This is a genomic window from Streptomyces sp. NPDC003034 (assembly GCF_053591375.1).
In genome coordinates, this window is sequence record NZ_JBSFTS010000013.1 from 98,105 (window position 1) to 119,616 (window position 21,512).

Below are 21,512 nucleotides of genomic sequence, written 5' to 3' on the forward strand. Positions count from 1 at the left end.
GCCCCAAGTCTGCCCTGCCGCACCGACATCAGCCCTCCTGGCCGGCCCTCCACGCCTCGTCGGCCCGGCAGACGCGGGCCCACAGCGCGGAGCGGTCCACCGGGGTGAGGTCGTCGAGCTCCCGCCCGAAGAGGCCGCCGACGACCTCGTAGAACTCCTCCGGCGTGGTCAGCTCCCGCTTGCTCGTCCCCTTCGCCGGATCGATCCGGGACAGCACCCGGCCGCGCAGCACGTCGAGGCCGTCCGCGTCGCGGCGCAGCAGGGCCAGCGTCCGGATGAAGGGCGAGTCCTCGGCGGTGGACAGGTGCAGGTGTTCCGCCGCGAAGTCGTCCATCGAGGCGGGCGCGGACCAGAAGTTCATCACGGGGAAGGGGCCGCCGGCGTTGCGGTAGGTCCAGCCGGGCTCCGGGCCCGCCAACGGTTCCAGGTGGTAGGAGAAGCCGCCCTCCTCGTAGTCGCCCTCGCGCAGGGGCAGGGGGTCGAACGGCCCGTCGCCGAGCCCCACGTCCACGAGGTAGGCGGCCGAGTCGACCCTCACGGTCAGCGCGAGGTGGTTTCCGTTGACGCCCAGCGCGTCGGCCTCCTCGTACACGCCGCCGAGGTGGCGGGTGACGTCGTAGCCGAGGTGGCCGAGGAGCGCGGCGAAGGCCCCGTTGAGGTGGAAGCAGTAGCCGCCGCGCCCGGCGGCGAAGCGCCGTACCGACAGCTCCGGGTCGATGCCGGGCGGCCGGCCGAGGTGGATCTCGATGTTCTCGTACGGGACGCGCTCCAGGTGGGCCCGCTGGAGGGCGAAGAGCGCCTCGGTGGAGGGGGAACCGGGATCGGTGATGCCGAGGCGCCGCAGATAGCCGTCGAATATGCCAGAGGTCATGCGCTCACCCTAGGGCGCGACCGCGCCGTGCCGACCGGTCCTGGCACATCCGCTGATCCGGGTGAACCGCGCCTACGGGAAGGCTACTTGTCGATGTCGCCGACCACGAAGAACAGCGAGCCGAGGATCGCCACCATGTCCGCGACGAGCTGCCCCGGCAGCAGCACCGCCAGGGCCTGGATGTTGTTGTACGAGGCGCTGCGCAGCTTCAGCCGGTACGGGGTCTTCTCGCCCTTGGAGACGAGGTAGTAGCCGTTGACGCCGAGGGGGTTCTCCGTCCAGGCGTACGTGTGGCCCTCGGGCGCCTTCAGGACCTTGGGCAGGCGCTGGTTGACCGGCCCCGGCGGCAGCTGCGCCATCCGGTCCAGGCAGGCGACGGCGAGGTCGAGCGCGTTGTGCGTCTGGTCCAGCAGGACTTCGAAACGGGCCAGGCAGTCGCCCTCGGTGCGGGTGACCACCTTGAGGACGTCCTGGAGCTCGCCGTAGGCCAGGTACGGCTCGTCGCGGCGCAGGTCGAAGTCGACGCCGGAGGCGCGGGCGATGGGGCCGGAGACCCCGTACGCGTGCACCGCCTCGGCGGACAGGACGCCGACGCCCCGCGTGCGGCCGCGGAAGATCTCGTTCCCGTGGACCAGCTTGTCGTACACGTCCATGCGGGTGCGGACGTCCGCGATCGCGGCGCGCGCCCGGCCGAGCCAGCCGGCCGGGAGGTCCTCCTTGAGGCCGCCGACGCGGTTGAACATGTAGTGGATACGGCCGCCGGAGATCTCCTCCATGACGGCCTGGATCTCCTCGCGCTCGCGGAACGCGTGGAAGATCGGGGTGATTCCGCCCAGTTCGAGGGGGTAGGAGCCCAGGAACATCAGGTGGTTCAGCACCCGGTTCAGCTCGGCCAGCAGCGTCCGCATCCACACGGCCCGCTCGGGGACCTCCATGCCGAGCATCCGCTCGACCGCCATGACCACGCCGAGCTCGTTCGAGAAGGCGGACAGCCAGTCATGGCGGTTCGCGAGCATCACGATCTGGCGGTAGTCGCGCGCCTCGAAGAGCTTCTCCGCACCGCGGTGCATGTATCCGACGACCGGCTCGGCGCTGACGATCCGCTCGCCGTCCAGGACGAGGCGCAGGCGCAGCACGCCGTGCGTGGAAGGGTGCTGGGGTCCGATGTTGAGCACCATGTCGGTGCTCTCCGCCGCACCGCCGATGCCGACCGTGGTCTCCGTCATGCTGGCATTGTCTCAGCCGCGGGGCCCGGGGTGGCGCCCAGGCCGGGCAACGCGGGCCCGGCAAGATCCGAAAGGCACGCCCTAGGGTGGACGTATGGAAACGGGGACATCGGGCGGGACGGGCCGGACCGAGTGGGTCGGGCTGCCGGGCGGGCTGCTCACCCTGCGGCGGCTGCTGCTGGTGATCTGGATGACGCTGTTCGCCGTCGTGACCGGGGTGGTGGCGGGGCTGACGGCCGGACCGGCGTGGGCGGCCCTCGGCGCCTTCTGGCTGGCGGTCCTGGGCTGGGGCTGGGTGCTGCTCGGCCGCAACTGGCGCTCCTGGCGCTACGCCGAACGCGCTGACGACCTGCTGATCAGCCGCGGTGTGCTGTGGCGGGAGGAGACGGTCGTCCCGTACGGGCGGATGCAGCTGGTCGAGGTGACCTCGGGCCCGCTGGAGCGGCGCTTCGGGCTGGCCTCGGTACAGCTGCACACGGCGGCCGCGGCGACGGACGCCAAGATCCCGGGGCTGGTGCCGGCCGAGGCGGAGCGGCTGCGCGACCGGCTCACCGAGCTGGGCCAGGCAAGGTCCGCGGGCCTGTGAGCGACCCGGTGACCGAACCCGTGCGCGACAGGGAGCCCGTGGGCGAATCCCCGAGCGGTTCCCCGGGCGGTTCGCCGGGCGGTTCCCCGGGCGGGGCCGCGCGGGTTCCCGCCACGGAATCCGGTACGGAGCCCGGCACGCCGATCGGTGCGCCGCCGATCTACGCCCCGCCCGTTGTGGGGCAAGGTGGCGGGCAGTCGGTCGTCATGGAGAGCCGGCTGCACCCCTTCACTCCGCTGCGCCGCGCCTGGGTGCCGATCGCGGCGACCGTCGGAGTGATCGCCCAGCAGGGCGACAAGGTGGGGGAGTGGATAGCGGACCTGTCCGCCCTGTTCCGCGCCGCCGGGCTGGCGGGGCTGGTCCTGGTCTTCGGCCTGTACGGATTCCTCAGCTGGTGGGTCATGCACTACGCCGTGACCGACACCGAGCTGCGCATCCGCAGCGGCGTGCTCTTCCGCCGCACCGCGCACATCCGGCTGGACCGCATCCAGGCGGTGGACGTCACCCGGCCGCTGCTGGCGCGGCTGGTCGGGGTCGCCAAACTGCGGCTGGACGTCATCGGAACCGAGGACAAGGACGAACTGGCCTTCCTCGGCGAGAAGGAGGCGGTCGCCCTGCGCGCCGAACTCCTGGCCCGCGCGGCCGGTTTCGCCCCGGCCGAGGCGGTTCAACTGGGCGAGGCGCCCGAACGGGAACTGCTGCGCGTGCGCCCGCGCGACCTCGCCGTATCGCTGCTGCTCAGCCTCGGCGTCTGGACCGCGCTGATCAGCGGGCTCATCGGGCCGGCGGTCGTGTGGTGGCTCAGCGAGAACCTGTGGGCGGCCGCCGTGACGCTGCTCCCCGTCCTCGGCGCGGTCTGGGCGGGCACCGCGGGCCGCTTCCTCGCCGAGTACGACTGGACGGTGGCCGAGTCCCCGGACGGGCTGCGCCTGGACCACGGACTGCTGGACCGGGCCCACGAGACCGTGCCGCCGGGGCGCGTGCAGACCGTACGGATCGTGGAGCCGCTGCTGTGGCGGCGGCGCGGCTGGGTCCGGGTGGAGCTCGCGGTGGCCGGCTCGAAGAACGACGTCCTGGTGCCGGTGGCCACGCGGGCGGCGGCCTACGCGGTGGTCGCGCGGGTCCTGCCGGGTGTGGACCTGGCCGGCCTCACCTTCGCGCCGTCCCCGCGGGCGGGGTCGCGGTGGGTGGTCCCGGTGTGGTGGAAGGGCTACGGCCTCGCCGTCTCCCCGGACGTGTTCGCGGCCCGGCGCGGACGCCTGTGCCGCCGTACGGAGATCGTCCCGCACGCCAAGGTCCAGAGCGTCCGGCTCAGCCAGGGCCCCTGGGAACGCGCCCGCGGCGTGGCCGACGTCCACGTCGACACCGGCGCGAACGGCACGGTCACGGCCCGCCTGCGGTCGGCGGCCGAAGCCGCCGAGCTGCTGCCGGCCCAGGCGGCCCGCTCCCGCACCTCACGGGCGGCGGCCCGACCGGACCGCTGGATGACCTGACGCGGGCGCGGGGGCCGGCGTCCGCAGGGGGTCAGCGCCCGCCGGCGCGGACCAGGCCCGTCTCGTACGCGAGGACCACCACCTGGACGCGGTCGCGCAGGCCCAGCTTCGTCAGGATCCGGCCGACGTGGGTCTTCACGGTCGCCTCGGAGAGCACCAGCCGGGCGGCGATCTCACCGTTCGACAGGCCCTGCGCCACCAGCAGCATCACCTCGCGCTCGCGCTCGGTCAGCCGCTCGACCTCCTTGTTCTGCGGCTCCTGCGCGCTCGACGGCAGCATCGGGGCGAAGCGGTCCAGCAGCCGCCGCGTCGTGGAGGGGGCGACGACGGCGTCACCGCTGTGCACGGAGCGGATGGCGGAGAGCAGCTCGCCCGGCGGGACGTCCTTCAGCATGAAGCCGCTCGCGCCGGCCTTCAGACCCGAGAAGGCGTATTCGTCCAGGTCGAAGGTGGTCAGGATGATGACCTTCGGATGTTCCGGCGGCTCGCAGATCCGCCGCGTGGCCTCGACCCCGTCGAGCTTCGGCATCCGGACGTCCATCAGCACCACGTCCACCTTCGTGGCCCGCAGCACCTCCAGCGCCTCCAGGCCGTTGCCGGCCTCGGCGACGACCTCCATGTCCGGCTGCGCGGCGAGCACCATCCGGAAGCCGGTGCGCAGCAGCACCTGGTCGTCGACCAGCATCACGCGGATGGACATCGGTTACCTCGTCCTCGTCGGTTCTTCGTCGGTTCTTCGGCAGGTCTTCGTCAGGTCTTCTTGAGGGGGAGCAGGGCGCTGATCCGGAAGCCGCCGCCCGGGCGGGGGCCCGCGTCCAGGGTGCCGCCGACCATGCCGATGCGCTCGCGCATGCCGATCAGGCCGTGTCCGGCGCCGTCCGCGCCGCCGTCCTCGTACAGTTCGTGGGCCGCGCCCCGGCCGTCGTCCTCGATGAGGAGACCGAGCCCGTCGTCGAAGTAGACCAGCCGGACGCTGGCCCGCGCATCCGGGCCGCCGTGTTTGCGCGTGTTCGTCAGCGCCTCCTGCACGATGCGGTACGCCGTCAGCTCCACGCCGCTGGGCAGCCGCCGGGGGGCGCCCTCCACCTCGAAGTCCACCGGGAGGCCGGCCGCCCGTACCTGCTCGACCAGGACCTCGATCTGTTCGACGTCCGGCTGCGGTACGTAGTCCTCGGACTCCTGGGGCTCGCCGGTGCGCAGTACGCCGAGCAGCCGGCGCATCTCGGCGAGCGCCTGGCGGCCGGTGCCGGAGATGGTCTGGAGGGCCTCCTTGGCCTGCTCGGGGGCCACGTCCATGACGTACGCCGCGCCGTCCGCCTGCACCACCATCACCGAGACGTTGTGCGCCACGACGTCGTGCAGCTCCCGGGCGATCCGGGCGCGCTCGGCGGCGACGGCCACCTTGGCCTGGGCCTCGCGCTCCTTCTCCAGCCGCTGGTTCCGCTCGATCAGCTGGGCGTAGTAGGCCCGGCGGGTGCGCAGTGAGTCGCCCAGCACCCAGGCCAGGGCGAAGGGGACCACGACGAAGGCGGCGAAAAGGGCGCTCTCCACGGCCCCCAGGCCCTTGTCCACGCCGAAGCGCAGGAAGTAGAGCGGGGAGGCCAGGAGCCCGACGCCCAGGGCGGCGCGCGAGACCCAGCGCGGGACATCGCTCGCGGCGACCGTGTACAGCATCACGAGCATGGCGACGTCGCAGAACTGCGCCTCCAGCCCGAGGACCAGCTGGTAGACGCCCGCCCCCACGGCCAGCCAGAACATCGCTTGCGTCCACTTGCGGCGCAGGGCCACGGCCACGCTGAGGGCGATCACCAGGGGGACGGTGGCCAGCCGCAGGGCCGGGCTCACTTCGGCGGCCGCCACGTTCATCATCGAGAACCCGAACAGGAGGACAGCCCAGAAGCTGTCGACGCCCGTCGGGTGTCTGCGGAGGAAGTCGTAGAGGCGCTGCACGTAACCCAGAGTAGGAAAGGAAGATAGGTGCTGGAGTCAACCACAGGTGCGATCCGTGGCCCGGGGGTGTACTCCGCAAGGTGGAGCTGAGCATAGCCTTCGTGTGATGAGTGCTCAGGGCGAAGACGCGGGTCCGGTCCGGTGGCGGGCGGCGATGGAGGCCGCGCTGTACGGACCGGGCGGCTTCTACGTACGTCCCGGCGGGCCGGGCCCCGCTGGGCACTTCCGCACGTCGGTGCACGCCTCGCGGCTGTACGCGGGCGCCGTGGCCCGGCTGCTGCGGTGGGTGGACGGCCGGCTCGGGCACCCGCGGCGGCTGGACCTGGTCGACATGGGGGCCGGGCGGGGGGAGCTGCTGACCGGGGTCCTCGCCGCGCTGGAGCCGGAGATCGCCGCGCGGGTGCGCCCGTACGCCGTGGAGCGGGCGCAGCGGCCCCCCGGCCTCGACCCGCGGATCCGCTGGGCCTGCGCCCCACCCGAACGGACGACAGGCCTCCTCTTCGCCAACGAATGGCTGGACAACGTCCCCCTGGAGGTCGCGCAGGACGGGCACTACGTCCTGGTCGCGCGGGACGGTACGGAGAGCCGGGGCGAGCGCGTGGACGGCGCGGACCGGATGTGGCTGGACCGGTGGTGGCCGGGCGGGGGCCGTGCGGAGATCGGGCGCCCGCGTGACGAGGCCTGGGCGGCGGCCGCCCGGACCCTGGAGCGGGGGCTGGCGGTGGCGGTGGACTACGCGCACACCCGGGGGACGAGGCCCCCGTACGGCACGCTGACGGGTTTTCGCGGGGGGCGGGAGGTCCCGCCGGTGCCGGACGGCAGCTGTGACGTGACGGCCCATGTGGCCCTGGACGCCTGCGCCGCCGCCTGCGCGGACGCCTGCGCCGGGCCGGGCGGGGGCGCGAGGCTGATGACCCAGCGCGAGGCGCTGACCGCCCTCGGCGTGTCCGGTGCGCGCCCGCCGCTGGCGCTGGCGTCGACGGACCCGGCCGCGTACGTACGCGCCCTCGCCGCGGCGGGCGAGGCGGCGGAACTCACGGCCCGCGGCGGCCTCGGGGACTTCGGCTGGCTGGTCCAGTCGGTGGGCATCGCACCGTGGCCGGACGGGAGCGGTTAGGGGGCGTCTTCGAGAAACACCCCCTTCAAGCCGGTCGGCGCCGTCCCCGCCCCCGTGACGCGAGAAGCCGGCGGGGCTGGTGTCAGCCCCGCCGGCGGTCTGGCATCCGTGGCTCCGGTCGCTCCGGTCGCTCCGGTCGCTCCGGTCGCTCCGGTCGCTCCGGTGGCCTCGGCGGGTGCGGTCGCTGCCGCTGCCGCGCCCGGTCGGTGGGCCCGGTTACTCCGTCACGTCGTGGTCGTGGCCCTCGTGCAGGCCGCCTCCGCTGCCCGTGCCGTCGGACGGAACGGAGACGACCGGCTGCGACAGCGGGGCCAGGTCGTGCGCGTAGTGGCCGACCGCGTCCGCGATGACGTCGACGTTGATGTCGAGCGCCTTCTGGTCGATGTTGGTGATGTCGTCACCCGCGCCGTGGTAGTTGACGTCGTAGGCGACACCCGCCTCGCCGCCGAACTTGGCCGCCTGCGCCGCCGTCTTGATGCCCTCGGCGCCCGTGAACGTACCGCCCGACGGGATGCCCACCTCGATGAACGGGCCGTAGTCCGAGCGGCCCGAGAAGTCGGTGCCCTCGTGCGGGATGTTCTTCGAGTCGAGGAAGCTGGTGATCCCCTTCTCCAGCTGGGCGGAGCCCTCCGGGCCGGGGCCCGCGCCGGTGCCGTCCGAGTCGTCGCCGTCGTAGACGAAGTACGCGGCGTTCGGCGAGGCGATCATGTCGAAGTTCAGGTAGAGCTTGATCTGCTTCTTCTGCACGTCCGTCAGCCCGGCGACGTACGCCTCGGAGCCGAGCAGGCCGAACTCCTCCGCCGACCACCAGGCGAACTTGACCTTGTTCTTGACCTTCGTCTGGCTGCTCGCGAGGCGCTGCGCGACCTGGAGGATGCCGGCCGAGCCGGATCCGTTGTCGTTGATGCCCGCGCCCGCCGCGACCGAGTCGAGGTGCGCGCCGAGGAAGACGGTGTTGTCCGCGTCGCCGCCGCGGGTCTCCGCGATGACGTTGTACGTCTTGCGGTTCTCGCGCAGCTGCCGGATGTCGAGGGTGACCTCGACGGGGCCGGCCGCGGCGTCGGCGGCGAGCTTCTCGCCGTCCGCCTGGGTGATGCCACCGGTCGGGACCTTGCCCGCGTTCGGGTCGCCGAGGGTGCCGTTCAGGGCGCCCTCGGTGTTGTTGTAGATGATCGCTCCCACCGCGCCGGCCGCCGCCGCGTTGGCCTGCTTCGCGGCGAAGGGGCAGCCGCCGCGCTTGACGAGGGCGATCTTGCCGGTGAAGGTGCCGGCGGCGAAGTCGCCGGGCTCGCAGCCGTTCGTACCGTCCGCGTCGACCGGGGCGACGGCGATGGGGGCCGTCACGCCGTTCGCCGGTCCGCTCGCGGTGTACGTCATCAGCTTGATGGGGACGTCGCGGCCGGCGGAGCCGTTCACCGTGAGCTTCTCGGCGATCGTCTCGACGTACACGAAGTCGAACTCGTTCTTCGTCACCGTGTAGCCGGCGGCCCGCATCACGGCCTCGACGTACCGGGCGGACTGCTCGTGGCCCTTGGAGCCGGCCACGCGGTTGCCGTTGTTGTAGTCGGCGATCGACTGGAAAACCTTCAGGTGGTTGTAGGCGCCCTTACCGGTCGCCTCCTTGACCAGCTTCCTGGCGAGCGCATCACCCCGGGCGGCGTCGCTCTGCGGGCTCCCGGTGGCGCCGGCGGGCCCGGCGAGCAGCAGCGGGGAGACGAGGGCCGCGGCTGCCAGGGCGGCGGTGGCGGCGGCTATACGGCGTGAGGGCATCAAGATCCTTCCACGACAAGCACGGCGAATAGGTGAGGCAAGACGCGTACGAGGAGCGCGACAAGCGGGATGAGTACGACTAATAGGAGCAGACGGGCGGAAGAAGTACGCCCCCGCGTACGCCGTCCGCAGTACGCGGGAGTGGTGGACGCACGTTAAACAGCGGATGGCCGCTCTGACCAGAGTTTTCACTGATTCCGGTGTACGAATTCCGCATATCGGTGCCGAACGGCCGTCCGCCTAACGGAGGATGCCCTCGATGAAGTCCGATCCGATCCGGGCGACCGCGCCCAGGTCCAACTGGTGCTGGACATAACGCCCCTGGCGGCGCGTATGCAGCAGACCGGCCTTCTTCAGCACCGCCAGGTGCCGGGAGACCTCCGGCGCGGTGATCCCGTACAGGGTCGCCAGTTCGCCCGTCGTGTACGGGGCCCGGGCCACGCTCCGGCACAGCTTCATCCGCACCGGATGCGCCAGCGCCTCCATCCGCAGCCGGAGCAGCTCCACCGAGCCGGACCCGGAAGCCAGTTCGGGGGAGCCGAGCGGATAGTGCACCACCGGCCGCCAGCCCGGTGCGTGCAGCACCAGCAGGTGCGGCCAGCCGAAGTGGGTCGGTATGAAGACCAGTCCGGCGCCTGTGCGCGGATCGGTGGCGGTCGCCGACCCGTTGACCATCTTGTCGGCGGTGATGGTGGTGAGTCCCTCGTCCACGCTCAGCGCGGAGGAGACCTCCTTCAGCGTGGCCCCCAGCCCCTTGTGGCGCAGCATCCGCGTCTTGTGCCGGGCGTCGGCGCTCTGGCCCGGCTCCACGCGCTTCCAGGTCTCGGCGAAGAAGGCATCGTCGCAGTCCTCCAGGAGTCGCCGCAGCCAGACGCGGACGGCGGCGGGATCCTCCAGCAGCCGCACGGAGAAGTCCAGCTGCCGGGGTCCGCGGGCGGCGGCCGCCCCCAGCGCCTTGGCCCGGGCGGCGGGGTCCGTCAGCGGGGAGGGTCCGCCGCCCTCGTCGTACAGCGCCATCCAGCAGTGCTCCAGGGCCGCCATCACGAACGTCTCGTCGTCCATCCGGTCGAGTACGTCGAGCTCCTCGGCCAGGGTCGCGGCCGGCAGCCCGCTCGCGCCGGCGTGGGCGAAGGCCATGAAGATGTCGGAGAACGAGCTCCGCCACATGAACTCGGCCTCCAGCAGCCGGTCCGCGAGGCACGGATCGAGACCGGCGGCGGTGGCGGTGGTCCAGGAGCTGAGCCGGGGGTGGTGGGCGGGCTGGGACAGGGCGTGCAGCGCCATGCAGAGCTCCGCGAGCGGCGAGGGCGCGAAGGTGATCCGCTCGGTGGGGAGCCCGGCGATGTCGATGGTGACGCTCATCGCCCCATTCTCCGGGGGCCCCATCCGGGCCGGACCGGTGCCCCGTGGCCGGTGGCCCTGGCCTGGTGCCGCCGACGGGGTGAGGCTGGGGGTATGAGCGCGATCGAGCAGTACCTCCTCGACACCTACCGGGCGTCCCGGCTGGGCGCTCCCATGCCTCCGCCGCCGGGGCGGGACGATCTGGCCGTGCTGCGGGCGGCGCGGTCGTACGAGCAGTTCCGGGCCGTCCTGGAGGGCCGCCCGGCCCGCCACCCCTGGCGGGCCGCCCTGCGCCGGCTCCTGGGGCGCGCGGCGGCCCGGACCCGCGGGTCCTGACCGCCCCACCCGGACCCGCCCCCGCCCCCGCTACGCGAAGTTCGGCGCGTTGCGTTCGTAGACCAGCCGCAGCCCGATCAGGGTCAGCCAGGGTTCGTGGTCGTCGATCACCGAGGATTCTCCGAGGACCATCGGGGCCAGCCCGCCGGTGGCGATGACGCGGACGTCGTCCGGCTCCCCGTCCGGGCCCGCCAGCTCCTTGGCCATGCGGGTGACGACCCCGTCGACCTGGCCCGCGAAGCCGTACAGCACGCCCGACTGCATCGCCTCGACCGTGGACTTGCCGATCACGTTGCGCGGGCGGGCCAGCTCGATCTTGCGCAGCTGGGCGCCGCGTACGCCGAGGGCCTCCATGGAGATCTCGATGCCCGGGGCGATCACCCCGCCCACGTACTCCCCCTTCGCGGACACCGCGTCGAAGGTGGTCGCCGTACCGAAGTCGACCACGATCGCCGGACCCCCGTAGAGCTCGACCGCCGCGACCGCGTTGATGATGCGGTCCGCGCCGACCTCCTTCGGGTTGTCCATGAGGATCGGCACGCCCGTCTTGATGCCGGGCTCCACGAGCACCGCGGGCACGTCGCCGTAGTACCGGCGGGTGACCTCGCGCAGCTCGTGCAGGACCGACGGCACCGTCGAGCAGATCGCGATGCCGTGGATCCCGTCGCCCAGCTCGTTGCCGAGCATCGGGTGCATGCCCATCAGGCCCTGCATCAGCACGGCCATCTCGTCGGCCGTGCGGCGCGGGTCGGTCGAGATGCGCCAGTGCTCGACGACCTCGTCACCGTCGAACAGGCCCAGGACGGTCTGGGTGTTGCCTACGTCGATGGTGAGGAGCACCGGTTACACCGCCTCGCGGAGATCGAGGCCGATGTCCAGGATCGGCGAGGAGTGGGTCAGGCCGCCGACGGCCAGGTAGTCCACCCCGGTCTCCGCGTACGCCCGGGCGGTGTCCAGGGTCAGCCGGCCGGAGGACTCCAGCACCGCCCGGCCGGCCACCAGGGCGACGGCCCGCGCGGTCTGCTCGACGGTGAAGTTGTCCAGCAGGATCAGGTCGGCGCCGGCCTCCAGGACCTCCCCGATCTGCTCCAGCGTGTCGACCTCGACCTCGATCGGGACATCCGGGAAGGCTTCCCGTACGGCCTTGAAGGCCTGCGCGACGCCGCCCGCGGCGACGACGTGGTTGTCCTTGACCAGCGCCGCGTCGGAGAGCGACATGCGGTGGTTGACGCCGCCGCCGCAGCGCACCGCGTACTTCTCCAGGGCGCGCAGGCCGGGGGTGGTCTTGCGGGTGTCGCGGACCTTCGCCCCGGTGCCGTCCAGGACGTCGGCCCAGCGGCGGGTGGCGGTCGCGATGCCCGACAGGCGGCACATGATGTTCAGCGCGCTGCGCTCCGCGGTGAGCAGGTCGCGCGTGCGGGAGCGTACGGAGAGCAGCACCTGCCCGGCCTGGACGGCGTCGCCGTCCTCCGCGTGGCGCTCCACCTCGAAGGTGTCCGTGCAGACCACGGAGAAGACGGCCTCCGCGATGCGCAGCCCGGCCACGACGCCGTCCTCGCGCGCGATGAAGTCGGCGACGGCCTCGGCCTCTTCGGGCACCGTGGCCACGGTGGTGACGTCCACGCCGCCGTCCAGGTCCTCGGACAGTGCCATGTGGGCGATGTCCTCGACCTCGATGGGGTCCAGGCCGGCGTCGGCCAGCAGCTGGGCCAGCGCCGGGTCGAGGCCGCTCTCCTCGCCGTCGCCGCAACCGCAGTCGTCGCCGCAGCCGCCTTCGTTCTGGTCGATCAGGGGGAGTTCGGGGGTGCTCACGGTCGCTGCTCCAGGCTCGGGGTGCTCGGGGTGGGGGTGTTCGGGGTGCTGGGGGTGCCGAGGGGGACGCGTACGGACGGGAACTGCGCGGACTCGGTGGGGGTGACGACCAGCGCCCGCTTCCGAGTCGCGGAGAGCCGGACGACGAGATGCCGGCGCCACGCCGCATCGTCCCGGTCCGGGTGGTCCTCGCGCCAGTGGCAGCCGCGGGTCTCCACCCGCCGCTCGGCGGCGGCGACGAGCACCCGGGCCACGCACAGCAGGTTCGTGGCCTCCCAGGTGTCCACACCCGGTTCGGCGGTCTTGCCGTGCGCTTCGAGCTCGTTCAGGGCCTTGGCGTACAGGGCTTCGAGGGATTCGGCGGCCGTGCGCAGGGACTCGGCGGACCGCAGCACGCCCGCGCCGTCCGTCATGATCCGCTGGATCTCGAAGCGCGCCTCGGCCGGTTGCAGGGGGCCGGTCGCGGGGACCGGTACGCCCGGGCCGCCGCCGGACGGCGCGTGCCGGGCGATGTCCTCGGCGATGCGCTCGGCGAAGACCAGGCCCTCCAGCAGGGAGTTGGAGGCCAGCCGGTTCGCGCCGTGCACGCCGGTGCAGGCCACCTCGCCGCAGGCGTACAGGCCGGGGACGGTGGTGCGGCCGTGCAGGTCGGTCCGTACGCCGCCGGAGGCGTAGTGCGCGGCCGGCGCCACGGGGATGGGCTCGGTGACCGGGTCCATGCCGTGGGCGCGGCAGGCGGCGAGGATGGTCGGGAAGCGCTGCTCCCACATCGCGGCGCCGAAGTGCCGGGCGTCCAGGTACATGTGCCGGGTGCCCTGTTCCTGCATGCGGCGCATGATGCCCTTGGCGACGATGTCCCGCGGCGCCAGCTCGGCGAGTTCGTGCTGCCCCACCATGAAGCGGACGCCGTCCGCGTCCACGAGGTACGCGCCTTCGCCCCGGACCGCCTCCGACACCAGCGGCTGCTGCCCCTCGGCGTCCGGGCCGAGGAAGAGGACCGTGGGGTGGAACTGCACGAATTCGAGGTCGGAGACCTCCGCCCCGGCGCGCAGCGCGAGGGCCACGCCGTCGCCCGTCGACACCGCCGGGTTGGTGGTGGCGGAGAAGACCTGGCCCATGCCGCCGGTCGCCAGGATCACGGCGGGCGCGTGGACGGCGCCCACCCCGTCGTGCTGGCCCTCGCCCATGACGTGCAGCGTGACCCCGGCCGTACGGCCCTCCGCGTCCTGGAGGAGGTCCAGTACGAGGGCGTTCTCGACGGTCCGGATGCCGGCCGCGTGGACGGCTTCGACCAGCGCCCGGGAGATCTCGGCGCCGGTGGCGTCGCCGCCCGCGTGCGCGATCCGGCGGCGGTGGTGGCCGCCCTCGCGGGTCAGCTCGATCTCCCCGGTCTCGGCGGAGGTGTCGAAGACGGCGCCGGCCGCGATGAGGCGGCGCACCGCGTCCGGCCCCTCCGTGACGAGGAGCCGCACGGCTGCCTCGTCGCACAGGCCGGCGCCCGCGACCAGCGTGTCTTCCAGGTGCTGCTCGGGGGTGTCGCCCTCGCCGAGCGCCGCGGCGATGCCGCCCTGCGCCCAGCGGGTGGAGCCGTCGTCCAGCCGGGCCTTGGTGACCACGACCGTACGGCGGCCAGCTGCGGCACAGCGCAGCGCGGCCGTCAGCCCCGCGACGCCGGATCCGACGACCACGACGTCGGCGTCCAGGGCCCAGCCGGGGGCCGGGGCGTGCAGCCGTATGCCTGTGCCGGTGCCGCCGGCGGCGGGGCCTTCGCCTGGGGTGCTCACGGGTGTGCTCCGAACTGCAATGGGATGTTGTCGATCAGTCGGGTCGTGCCCACCTTCGCGGCGACGGCCAGCACGGCCTGCCCGGTGAACTCCGAGCCGGCGTCGGTGAAGTCCTGCGGGTCCACCAGCGCCAGGTAGTCCAGGACCAGCGGCGGATCGTAGCGGCCCGCCTCCTCCAGGACGTGCAGCGCCGCGGCCCGTACGGCCTCCGGCAGCCCGGCGCCGGCCGCGGAGACGGCGTGCGCGTCGGCGGAGGCGCGGATCTCGCCCAGCCGGGCCAGCGCGGTGGCCCGCTCGTCGCTGGCCGGGGAGGCCTCGGCGCGGGCGCGCAGCGCCGCCTGGGCGGCGAGCCGGTCCCGGCCGGCGAACAGGGCGCGGGACAGGGCCAGGGCGGTGCGCCGCTCGGCCGGGGAGAGGTAGCGGTTGCGGGAGGAGAGCGCCAGCCCGTCCTCCTCGCGGACGGTCGGCACGCCGACCACCTCGACGGGGAAGTTCAGGTCGGTCACCATCCGCCGGATGACGGCCAGTTGCTGCGCGTCCTTCTGGCCGAAGAGGGCCAGGTCGGGGCGGGTGAGGTGGAGCAGCTTCGCGACGACGGTCAGCATGCCGTCGAAGTGGCCCGGGCGGGTGGCCCCTTCGAGGCGCTCGCCCATGGGGCCGGCGCTGATCCGCACCTGCGGGGCGCCGCCGGGGTAGACCTCGTCCACGGCGGGGGCGAACACCGCGTCGGCGCCCGCCCGTTCGGCGATGCGCAGATCGGCGTCGAGGGTGCGCGGGTAGCGGTCGAGGTCCTCGCCCGCACCGAACTGCAGGGGGTTGACGAAGACGGTGACGACGACCTGCCCGCCCGGTCCGGCCTGCGCGCGGGCGGTGCGGATCAGGGTGGCGTGGCCCTCGTGCAGGGCGCCCATGGTCATCACCACGGCCCGCCGGCCCGTGCGCGCCAGCGCGTGCAGCTCCTCGGCGGTGTGCAGCAGCAGCTCGGTCCTCACCGGTCGCCGCCCCCCTTCTCCGCCGCGTCGTCGGCCAGTACGCCGAGCAGGTCCTCGGCGAGTTCCGGCTTGAGCAGACCGTGCGCGAGGGCCCGGTCGGCGGTGGTGCGGGCCATCGCCAGGTACCCGGCGACCGTGCCGGGCGCGTGCTTGCGCAGCTCCGAGACGTGGGCGGCGACGGTACCGGCGTCGCCACGCGCCACCGGGCCGGTCAGGGCGGCGTCGCCGGAGCGCAGGGCGTTGTCGAGAGCCGCGCCGAGCAGCGGGCCGAGCATCCGGTCGGGGTGCTCGACGCCGGCCTTGCGCAGCAGCTCCATCGACTGCGCGACCAGGGTGACCAGGTGGTTCGCGCCGAGGGCCAGGGCGGCGTGGTAGAGCGGACGGGCCTCCTCCGCGATCCACTCCGGTTCCCCGCCCATCTCGATGACCAGGGCCTCGGCGGCGAGCCGCAGCTCCTCGGGGGCGGTGACGCCGAAGGAGCAGCCGGCGAGGCGTTGCACGTCGACCTCCGTACCGGTGAAGGTCATCGCCGGGTGCAGGGCCAGCGGCAGCGCGCCCGCGCGCCGGGCCGGGTCGAGCACGGCGGTCCCGTAGCGGCCGGAGGTATGGACGAGGAGTTGGCCGGGACGGACCGCGCCCGTCTCGGCGAGACCGGCGACCAGGGACGGCAGCGCGTCGTCGGGCACGGTGAGCAGGACCAGCTCGGCCCGCTCCAGGACCTGCGCGGGCGTCACCAGCGGCACGTCGGGCAGCATCCGCTCGGCCCGCCGCACGGACGCGTCGGAGACCCCGGACACGGCGACGGGCCGGTGTCCGGCCTGCTGGAGGGCGCGGGCCAGCGCCGGGCCGACCCGGCCCGCTCCGACGACGCCGACGGCGAGCCGGGCAGGGCGCGGCTGCTGTGATGAGTTCACGCGGGGAAGGCCTTCCGTTCCAGTCCGCGGGGGGTACCGGACGATACGTCGCCATGCTAGCCCCTGGGCCCCGGGGCGGTCGGCGATGATCGGGGGCATGAGCGACGACACGGAGCGTACGAAGCGGCTGGTGGCGGCCTGGCGCGCGGCGGAGCGGACACTGTCCCGCAGCCTGACGGAACCCACGCTGGGGGAACTGCTCGCCTCGCTCGCCGAAGCCCCGTACGACCTGGACGAACCGGCGGACGTGTACGGCGACGGGGTCGTCGCCGAGCTGGAGCGCCGGGTCGCGGAGCTGCTGGGCACCGAGGACGCGGCCTTCTTCCCGTCCGGGACGATGGCCCAGCAGATCGCCCTGCGCTGCTGGGCGGGCCGGACCGGCAACCCGGTGGTGGCGCTGCACCCCATGAGCCACCCGGAGCTGTGGGAGGGCGGCGCGCTGTCGGCCGTGTCCGGGCTGCGCACGGTCCACCCGACGGCCGAGCCGCGCCAGCCGCAGCCCTCGGAGATCCAGGACCTCGCGGAGCCCTTCGGCACGCTGATGCTGGAACTGCCGCTGCGCGACGCGGGCTTCCTCCTGCCCTCCTGGGAGGAGCTGACTGCGCTGGTCGACGCGGCCCGGGAACAGGAGGCGGTGGTCCACTTCGACGGGGCCCGGCTCTGGGAGTCCACCGTCCACTTCGGCAGGCCGCTGCCGGAGATCGCGGCGCTGGCCGATTCGGTCTACGTCTCCTTCTACAAGTCGCTCGGCGGCCTCAGCGGGGCGGCCCTCGCCGGGCCGCGCGCCTTCGTGGAGGAGACCCGTGTCTGGCGTCACCGCTACGGGGGGCAGATCTTCCGCCAGTTCCCGCAGGCCCTCTCCGCGCTGGCCGGCCTGGAGGCGGAGCTGCCGAGACTTCCGGCGTACGTCGCCCGGGCGCGGGTGGTGGCCGGCGCGCTGGGCGAGGCGTTCTCGGCCGCCGGGGTGCCGTGGTTCCGCGTCCACCCGGAGGAACCGCACACGCACCAGTTCCAGGTGTGGCTCCCGTACGACGCGGACCGGCTGACGGACGCGGGTCTGCGGCTGGCGGAGGAGACGGGCACGGTCCTCTTCCGGCGCTGGTCCCCGGACGGGCCGCCGGGGCTGGCGATGACGGAGCTGGAGGTCACGGAGCCGGGCCTGGCCTGGACGGCGGCGGACGTGAGGGAGGCGGCGGCGGGCTTCGTGGCCCGGCTGGGGGACGGCCCGGACGCCGGATGAGGGACAGGCGTGAGGCGGGGGTGTGGGGGCGCGCGGCTCCCGGTTTCGCGGAGGGCGGGGGGCGGGAAGGGCTCCCCGCGGCGCAGCCGGACCGCACCGCATCGGCGGGCCCGGCTACGGTACGAATCACCGAATTCCGCAGAAGTCACCGGCAGGAGCCCATCGCGGCGATACCGTCCCTCCACGGGAATTACCGGCGACCGTGCCCGGAGGAGACACCATGACCGCTGCTCGGCCCACGTGGCAGAAGTCCTCGTTCTGCGGTGAGGGAGACGCGTGCGTCTACGTCGCCGCGGCCCCCGGCACCCTCGTACGGGTGGCCGACCGCGCCGATCCGGCCCACCTCGTCCTCGCGACGACCCAGGCGGCCTGGGCGGACTTCCTGCGGGCGGTGAAGGACAGCGGCTGAGCCTCCGGAGCCACGGGGGGCCTGAGCCTTGCGAGCCGTGAACGGCCTGCTGAGGTTTCTGGGGCCTGTGGGGCCTGTGGGGGCTTGGGACTCGCGTCTCAGCCGGGCCCGCCCAAGTCGGCCCCGGCCTGAGCTGGGCCCGCCCGAGTCGGCCCCGGCCTGAGCTGGGCCCGCCCGAGTCGGCCCCGGCCTGAGCCCGCCCTGAGCCGCGCTGGTAAGCCGGACGGGGGGCGCCGCGCCGGAATCGCTCGCACGCGGGGGGTTATGTCCGATTAGCGCGTATCTTCGGCCCCATGCCCACGCCTTACGGATCCCGCGGCGGCATGGCGTTCAGCGCTGCTGAGCTGCATGTGCTCAGGCGCTCGCTCGCCCACGCCCTTCAGTCCTCCTCGGCCCCCCTGGCCGCCGCGGAGGTCCAGGACTGCCTGCGCCTGGCGCGGTCGGTGGACGACGTGGTCCAGGAGGCGGACCGGCTCAGAACGTTCCTCCTCGACGACCTGGTCCGCTACCGGGACGCCCTGCCCGGCAGCCTCTCCGGCTATCTGGAGCTGCTCCAGTACGCCCTGGCCGCCGACTACGAGCCCGGACCCGACGACCTCGCCGCCCTGCGCGCGCTCCGCGCCAACCCGGCCGCGGCGGGCCTGCTGGACCGGGCCCAGGCGGTCGCGGAGCGCTCCGTACGCCGGCGGCTCTCGACGGCCCCCGCGCCCCGGACGCGGCTGCTGGCGCTGGCCGGCGGGCGGAGCGGCGGCGGACGCGATGGCGGCGGACAGGGCGGTGGAGAAGGCGGCGGACAAGGCGGTGGCAGCCGTGAGGACGAGCCGCGTCCGGAGCCGCGCCCGCAGCGGCGCCCGGAGCCGCGGCCCGAGGAGCCCCCGCGCCCGGAGCGGCCGATCCCCACCCCCGGCGAGGTCTTCCCGCCCCGCCGCAAGCCCACCCCACCGCCCGCGGACGGCCTGGCCGGTGGCCGGGCGCCCTCCGGAGGGTCCTCGGGGGCCCGCGAAGACCGGCACGCCACGGGCTGACCCACGCGGAGCGCCGGGCCGAGGCCTGGTTAGTCTGGAGCCATGGACTATGTCTCCGCGCTCGTGCCCCCCATCGCGATGGCCGCGTTCTTCATCGCTCTCGTCGTGACGATCGTGAAGAGCCAGGGTGGCGCCAACAAGAACAAGGAAGACGCGGCGGTCGACGCCGTGATCGCGCGAACCGAGGGCGCCTCGCAGGCCCAGAAGTAGGGCCACCGGGAACGGCCGGCCGGGTCCGTCTTCCGGCTTTGGCCGGCCCGTGCGCCGATTCCGTGCGCGTTGCCGCCCGAATAGTCGGGCAATTCCACACAATCCGCACTATCGTGCTGTTGTGCCTCGCCCCCTGGGAGAACTCGAAGACGCTGTCATGACACGGGTGTGGCAGTGGAACCGCCCGGTCACCGTGCGCGAAGTACTGGAAGACCTCCAGCAGGAACGGTCCATCGCGTACACCACGGTCATGACCGTTATGGACAATCTTCATCAGAAGGGCTGGGTCCGCCGGGAAGCCGAAGGCCGCGCCTATCGATATACGGCGGTCTCCACCCGCGCCGCCTACTCGGCCGCACTGATGAACGAAGCCTGGTCGACGAGCGACAACCCCGCCGCCGCCCTCGTCGCCTTCTTCGGCATGATGTCCCCGGAACAGCGGGAAGCCCTCCGGGATGCCGTGCGCGTCGTCCAGCACGACGACGAGTCCGCCGCCGAGCCCCTCGCCGCACCGTCGGCCCAGGCCGCACCCGCCGCACCCGCCGCGCCCCCCGCACCCGAGGCCCCGGAGGGCTCCGCCGAGCGACGGGGCGAGCCGGGGCGATAGCGTCCTCGGCATGGGAGAGTTTTCCGCTGCGCATGCAGAAACAGTGACGATCCGCCGTGCCCGCACCGGTGATGTTCCCGCGCTGCGGCGCCTGCTCGACCAGTACGTGCAGCAGCGCATCCTGCTCGACAAAGCCCCGGTCGTCCTTTACGAGGACATCCAGGAGTTCTGGGTCGCGGAACGGGACTCGGACGGCAAGGTGGTCGGCTGCGGCGCTCTCCACGTGATGTGGGAAGACCTCGCCGAAGTGCGCACGCTCGCCGTCGATCGCGAGTTGAAGGGCGCCGGCGTCGGCCATCAGGTGCTGGAGCAGTTGTTGCGCACCGCCCGCGCGCTGGGCGTCAGCCGGGTTTTCTGCCTCACCTTCGAAGTGGACTTCTTCGCGAAGCACGGCTTCGTCGAGATCGGGGAGACCCCGGTCGAGACCGACGTCTACATGGAGCTCCTGCGTTCCTATGACGAGGGTGTCGCCGAGTTCCTCGGTCTCGAACGAGTGAAGCCGAACACCTTGGGCAACAGTCGGATGCTTCTGCACCTGTGATCCGGGACTAGCGGCTTTTTCCGTGCTCCGCGCGGCTGTGGCCTATGTCCGAATCGCGCACGTTTCCCGCCCCGTTGCGGTCTGGAACCTCTCCCCGGGGGTTTGTGTTTTCCAGGCAAAAGCGGTTTCCTTTCCGCGTACTGCTTTTCGATGAAAGGAAATCCCGGTGGCACAGAAGGTTCAGGTCCTTCTTGTCGACGACCTCGACGGTGGCGAGGCGGACGAGACGGTGACGTTCGCTCTGGATGGCAAGACCTACGAGATCGACCTCACCACCGCCAACGCTGAAAAGCTCCGCGGTCTGCTCGACCCGTACACCAAGTCCGGCCGCCGCACCGGCGGCCGTGCCACCGCGGCCCGTGCCAAGGGGCGCGCCGCGGCGACCGGTAACCCGGACACCGCCGAGATCCGCGCGTGGGCGAAGGAGAACGGTTACAACGTGAACGACCGCGGCCGCGTCCCGGCCGAGATCCGCGAGGCCTACGAGAAGGCCAAGGGCTGATCGACGGCGTCTCGCACCCGGGCGCGGGTGGCGGTTCGCCGCAGTCGCGCGCGGTGGCATTGCGTCGCCGCCGCGGCGACCAGGCGCGCGAGATCGGGTCCGCGGGCGGGCGCTGCGCCCTGCCCCGGACCTGGCAGGGCGGGCAGCAGCGCCTCACATCCCCGCTCGGGGGGCCGCAACCACACGGCGGCCCCCCGGGGACTTTCTCCCGGGGGCAGCCCCGGGGGGACCGGAGCGGTGATCCGGCCACCCGCACCCAGGGCGGCGAGATCCAGGGCGACCCCGCCCCATTCCAGCCAGTCGAGCAGTCCCTCCAACTCGTCCGCGCTCCCCGGGGCCACCAGGAACCGCATCCTGCGCCCCATGAGCGCCACGGGGCCCGTGGCGACGGGGCCGCGCAGCAGGGCCGCTCCGGCGTCGGACGGCAGCTCCAGTACGTCGAAGCGGGTCCCGGTGACGAGCTGGGCCGGCGGTCCGCCCGCCACGGCCCAGCCGAGCACGTGCTCGTACCACGAGGCGTACGCGTCGGCCTCGGGCGGGACACGGGGCAGCGGGACGGTGAGGGCCATGCCGGGAGCAACTCTCCGAAGCGGCCGCGGGTTACGCTGACCGTCACTCAGCGCGGCCGGGTCAAAGCGGAGCGTAAACGTCCGGGTGGGTGAAGTCCCGCATTCGGCACGCAATCTTGTTCGCCCGTAGCGGAGGGAACCGCCATCACGGGCATGGAGCGTCGGCCCTTGCGGGTAAGACATTCATAGTGGATCGGGGCGACACGCTGGTTTGACC

General features: G+C 73.1%; 23 protein-coding genes. 11 read left to right on the top strand and 12 right to left on the bottom strand.

Translation table 11 applies throughout. The features are described 5' to 3' along the window. Positions 1-28: 28 nt before the first annotated feature. Together ACWDX7_RS15880 and ACWDX7_RS15885 are read right to left on the bottom strand one after the other, a co-directional pair. Positions 29-871, bottom strand: coding sequence for an arylamine N-acetyltransferase family protein (locus ACWDX7_RS15880; protein ID WP_451491377.1), 843 nt, complete (start codon positions 869-871; stop codon positions 29-31). 83 nt (positions 872-954) lie between these two features. After that, on the bottom strand, positions 955-2,097 hold the full coding sequence (locus ACWDX7_RS15885) for an NADH-quinone oxidoreductase subunit D (RefSeq protein WP_451491376.1): 1,143 nt from the start codon (positions 2,095-2,097) through the stop codon (positions 955-957). Positions 2,098-2,191: 94 nt separating this feature from the next. Between ACWDX7_RS15885 and ACWDX7_RS15890 the strand changes: the two genes are divergently transcribed. Beyond that, entirely contained in the window at positions 2,192-2,683 is a 492-nt protein-coding gene (locus ACWDX7_RS15890) for a PH domain-containing protein (RefSeq protein ID WP_451491375.1), read from the top strand. 206 nt (positions 2,684-2,889) lie between these two features. Next, positions 2,890-4,176, top strand: a complete 1,287-nt coding sequence (locus ACWDX7_RS15895; RefSeq protein ID WP_451491454.1) for a PH domain-containing protein — start codon at positions 2,890-2,892, stop codon at positions 4,174-4,176. Between the two features lie 31 nt (positions 4,177-4,207). Here ACWDX7_RS15895 and ACWDX7_RS15900 read toward each other — a convergent pair whose 3' ends face one another. Beyond that, positions 4,208-4,876 carry a response regulator gene (locus ACWDX7_RS15900; protein ID WP_451491374.1) on the bottom strand — a complete coding sequence of 223 codons (669 nt, stop codon included), beginning with the start codon at positions 4,874-4,876 and terminating at the stop codon, positions 4,208-4,210. Between the two features lie 50 nt (positions 4,877-4,926). Further along, entirely contained in the window at positions 4,927-6,126 is a 1,200-nt protein-coding gene (locus tag ACWDX7_RS15905; protein WP_451491373.1) for a sensor histidine kinase, read from the bottom strand. A gap of 106 nt (positions 6,127-6,232) precedes the next feature. Here ACWDX7_RS15905 and ACWDX7_RS15910 point away from each other — a divergent pair, with 106 nt between their 5' ends. Next, on the top strand, positions 6,233-7,243 hold the full coding sequence (locus ACWDX7_RS15910; RefSeq protein ID WP_451491372.1) for an SAM-dependent methyltransferase: 1,011 nt from the start codon (positions 6,233-6,235) through the stop codon (positions 7,241-7,243). A 216-nt stretch (positions 7,244-7,459) separates the two neighbouring features. Here the strand turns inward: ACWDX7_RS15910 and ACWDX7_RS15915 are convergent, their stop codons facing one another. Beyond that, on the bottom strand, positions 7,460-9,013 hold the full coding sequence (locus tag ACWDX7_RS15915; RefSeq protein WP_451491371.1) for a M28 family metallopeptidase: 1,554 nt from the start codon (positions 9,011-9,013) through the stop codon (positions 7,460-7,462). A gap of 240 nt (positions 9,014-9,253) precedes the next feature. Then, positions 9,254-10,375: a DUF5937 family protein gene (locus tag ACWDX7_RS15920; RefSeq protein WP_451491370.1), complete on the bottom strand. Its 1,122-nt coding sequence runs from the start codon at positions 10,373-10,375 to the stop codon at positions 9,254-9,256. A 93-nt stretch (positions 10,376-10,468) separates the two neighbouring features. Between ACWDX7_RS15920 and ACWDX7_RS15925 the strand changes: the two genes are divergently transcribed. Then, entirely contained in the window at positions 10,469-10,690 is a 222-nt protein-coding gene (locus ACWDX7_RS15925; RefSeq protein WP_451491369.1) for a hypothetical protein, read from the top strand. Positions 10,691-10,720: 30 nt separating this feature from the next. Here the strand turns inward: ACWDX7_RS15925 and ACWDX7_RS15930 are convergent, their stop codons facing one another. Genes ACWDX7_RS15930 through ACWDX7_RS15950 form a run of 5 tightly spaced genes read right to left on the bottom strand, consistent with a single transcriptional unit; the run spans position 10,721 to position 16,192 of the window. Then, entirely contained in the window at positions 10,721-11,530 is an 810-nt protein-coding gene (locus ACWDX7_RS15930) for a type III pantothenate kinase (protein WP_451491368.1), read from the bottom strand. Between the two features lie 3 nt (positions 11,531-11,533). Then, positions 11,534-12,502 carry a carboxylating nicotinate-nucleotide diphosphorylase gene (gene nadC / locus ACWDX7_RS15935; protein WP_451491367.1) on the bottom strand — a complete coding sequence of 323 codons (969 nt, stop codon included), beginning with the start codon at positions 12,500-12,502 and terminating at the stop codon, positions 11,534-11,536. Then, positions 12,499-14,286, bottom strand: coding sequence for an L-aspartate oxidase (locus tag ACWDX7_RS15940; protein WP_451491366.1), 1,788 nt, complete (start codon positions 14,284-14,286; stop codon positions 12,499-12,501). Before ACWDX7_RS15940 ends, nadC begins: the two co-directional genes overlap by 4 nt. Further along, positions 14,283-15,278: a pantoate--beta-alanine ligase gene (gene panC / locus ACWDX7_RS15945; protein ID WP_451491365.1), complete on the bottom strand. Its 996-nt coding sequence runs from the start codon at positions 15,276-15,278 to the stop codon at positions 14,283-14,285. Before panC ends, ACWDX7_RS15940 begins: the two co-directional genes overlap by 4 nt. Beyond that, positions 15,275-16,192: a Rossmann-like and DUF2520 domain-containing protein gene (locus ACWDX7_RS15950; protein ID WP_451491364.1), complete on the bottom strand. Its 918-nt coding sequence runs from the start codon at positions 16,190-16,192 to the stop codon at positions 15,275-15,277. Before ACWDX7_RS15950 ends, panC begins: the two co-directional genes overlap by 4 nt. A 97-nt stretch (positions 16,193-16,289) precedes the next feature. On the opposite strand from ACWDX7_RS15950, the gene ACWDX7_RS15955 reads away from it, so the two are divergent. The 7 genes from ACWDX7_RS15955 to ACWDX7_RS15985 all read left to right on the top strand — a co-directional run bounded on the left by ACWDX7_RS15955 (position 16,290) and on the right by ACWDX7_RS15985 (position 20,726). Continuing rightward, positions 16,290-17,432 (top strand): threonine aldolase family protein, encoded by a 1,143-nt coding sequence (locus ACWDX7_RS15955; RefSeq protein ID WP_451491363.1) that lies wholly within the window; start codon positions 16,290-16,292, stop codon positions 17,430-17,432. A 220-nt stretch (positions 17,433-17,652) separates the two neighbouring features. Then, positions 17,653-17,841, top strand: coding sequence for a DUF397 domain-containing protein (locus ACWDX7_RS15960; protein WP_451491362.1), 189 nt, complete (start codon positions 17,653-17,655; stop codon positions 17,839-17,841). Positions 17,842-18,134: 293 nt separating this feature from the next. Next, complete coding sequence (locus tag ACWDX7_RS15965) at positions 18,135-18,866, top strand: hypothetical protein (protein ID WP_451491361.1); 732 nt, start codon at positions 18,135-18,137, stop codon at positions 18,864-18,866. 42 nt (positions 18,867-18,908) lie between these two features. Beyond that, complete coding sequence (locus ACWDX7_RS15970; protein WP_451491360.1) at positions 18,909-19,076, top strand: hypothetical protein; 168 nt, start codon at positions 18,909-18,911, stop codon at positions 19,074-19,076. Positions 19,077-19,197: 121 nt separating this feature from the next. Next, positions 19,198-19,683: a BlaI/MecI/CopY family transcriptional regulator gene (locus ACWDX7_RS15975; RefSeq protein WP_451491359.1), complete on the top strand. Its 486-nt coding sequence runs from the start codon at positions 19,198-19,200 to the stop codon at positions 19,681-19,683. A 10-nt stretch (positions 19,684-19,693) separates the two neighbouring features. After that, the gene (locus ACWDX7_RS15980) at positions 19,694-20,224 is read left to right on the top strand and encodes an amino-acid N-acetyltransferase (RefSeq protein WP_451491358.1); all 531 of its coding nucleotides are present in this window, start codon (positions 19,694-19,696) and stop codon (positions 20,222-20,224) included. 166 nt (positions 20,225-20,390) lie between these two features. Beyond that, the gene (locus tag ACWDX7_RS15985) at positions 20,391-20,726 is read left to right on the top strand and encodes a histone-like nucleoid-structuring protein Lsr2 (protein WP_451491357.1); all 336 of its coding nucleotides are present in this window, start codon (positions 20,391-20,393) and stop codon (positions 20,724-20,726) included. On the opposite strand, the gene ACWDX7_RS15990 is transcribed toward ACWDX7_RS15985, so the two are convergent. After that, entirely contained in the window at positions 20,705-21,295 is a 591-nt protein-coding gene (locus ACWDX7_RS15990) for an SCO3374 family protein (protein WP_451491356.1), read from the bottom strand. The two genes, ACWDX7_RS15985 and ACWDX7_RS15990, sit on opposite strands and share 22 nt — an antisense overlap. Positions 21,296-21,512: the final 217 nt, after the last annotated feature.

Bases quoted from the DNA above. Each gene is read 5' to 3' on its own strand.
- ACWDX7_RS15880 (WP_451491377.1), bottom strand. From the start codon at position 871: ATGACCTCTGGCATATTCGACGGCTATCTGCGGCGCCTCGGCATCACC.
- ACWDX7_RS15885 (WP_451491376.1), bottom strand. From the start codon at position 2,097: ATGACGGAGACCACGGTCGGCATCGGCGGTGCGGCGGAGAGCACCGAC.
- ACWDX7_RS15890 (WP_451491375.1), top strand. From the start codon at position 2,192: ATGGAAACGGGGACATCGGGCGGGACGGGCCGGACCGAGTGGGTCGGG.
- ACWDX7_RS15895 (WP_451491454.1), top strand. From the start codon at position 2,890: ATGGAGAGCCGGCTGCACCCCTTCACTCCGCTGCGCCGCGCCTGGGTG.
- ACWDX7_RS15900 (WP_451491374.1), bottom strand. From the start codon at position 4,876: ATGTCCATCCGCGTGATGCTGGTCGACGACCAGGTGCTGCTGCGCACC.
- ACWDX7_RS15910 (WP_451491372.1), top strand. From the start codon at position 6,233: ATGAGTGCTCAGGGCGAAGACGCGGGTCCGGTCCGGTGGCGGGCGGCG.
- ACWDX7_RS15915 (WP_451491371.1), bottom strand. From the start codon at position 9,013: ATGCCCTCACGCCGTATAGCCGCCGCCACCGCCGCCCTGGCAGCCGCG.
- ACWDX7_RS15920 (WP_451491370.1), bottom strand. From the start codon at position 10,375: ATGAGCGTCACCATCGACATCGCCGGGCTCCCCACCGAGCGGATCACC.
- ACWDX7_RS15925 (WP_451491369.1), top strand. From the start codon at position 10,469: ATGAGCGCGATCGAGCAGTACCTCCTCGACACCTACCGGGCGTCCCGG.
- ACWDX7_RS15955 (WP_451491363.1), top strand. From the start codon at position 16,290: ATGAGCGACGACACGGAGCGTACGAAGCGGCTGGTGGCGGCCTGGCGC.
- ACWDX7_RS15960 (WP_451491362.1), top strand. From the start codon at position 17,653: ATGACCGCTGCTCGGCCCACGTGGCAGAAGTCCTCGTTCTGCGGTGAG.
- ACWDX7_RS15965 (WP_451491361.1), top strand. From the start codon at position 18,135: ATGCCCACGCCTTACGGATCCCGCGGCGGCATGGCGTTCAGCGCTGCT.
- ACWDX7_RS15970 (WP_451491360.1), top strand. From the start codon at position 18,909: ATGGACTATGTCTCCGCGCTCGTGCCCCCCATCGCGATGGCCGCGTTC.
- ACWDX7_RS15980 (WP_451491358.1), top strand. From the start codon at position 19,694: ATGGGAGAGTTTTCCGCTGCGCATGCAGAAACAGTGACGATCCGCCGT.
- ACWDX7_RS15990 (WP_451491356.1), bottom strand. From the start codon at position 21,295: ATGGCCCTCACCGTCCCGCTGCCCCGTGTCCCGCCCGAGGCCGACGCG.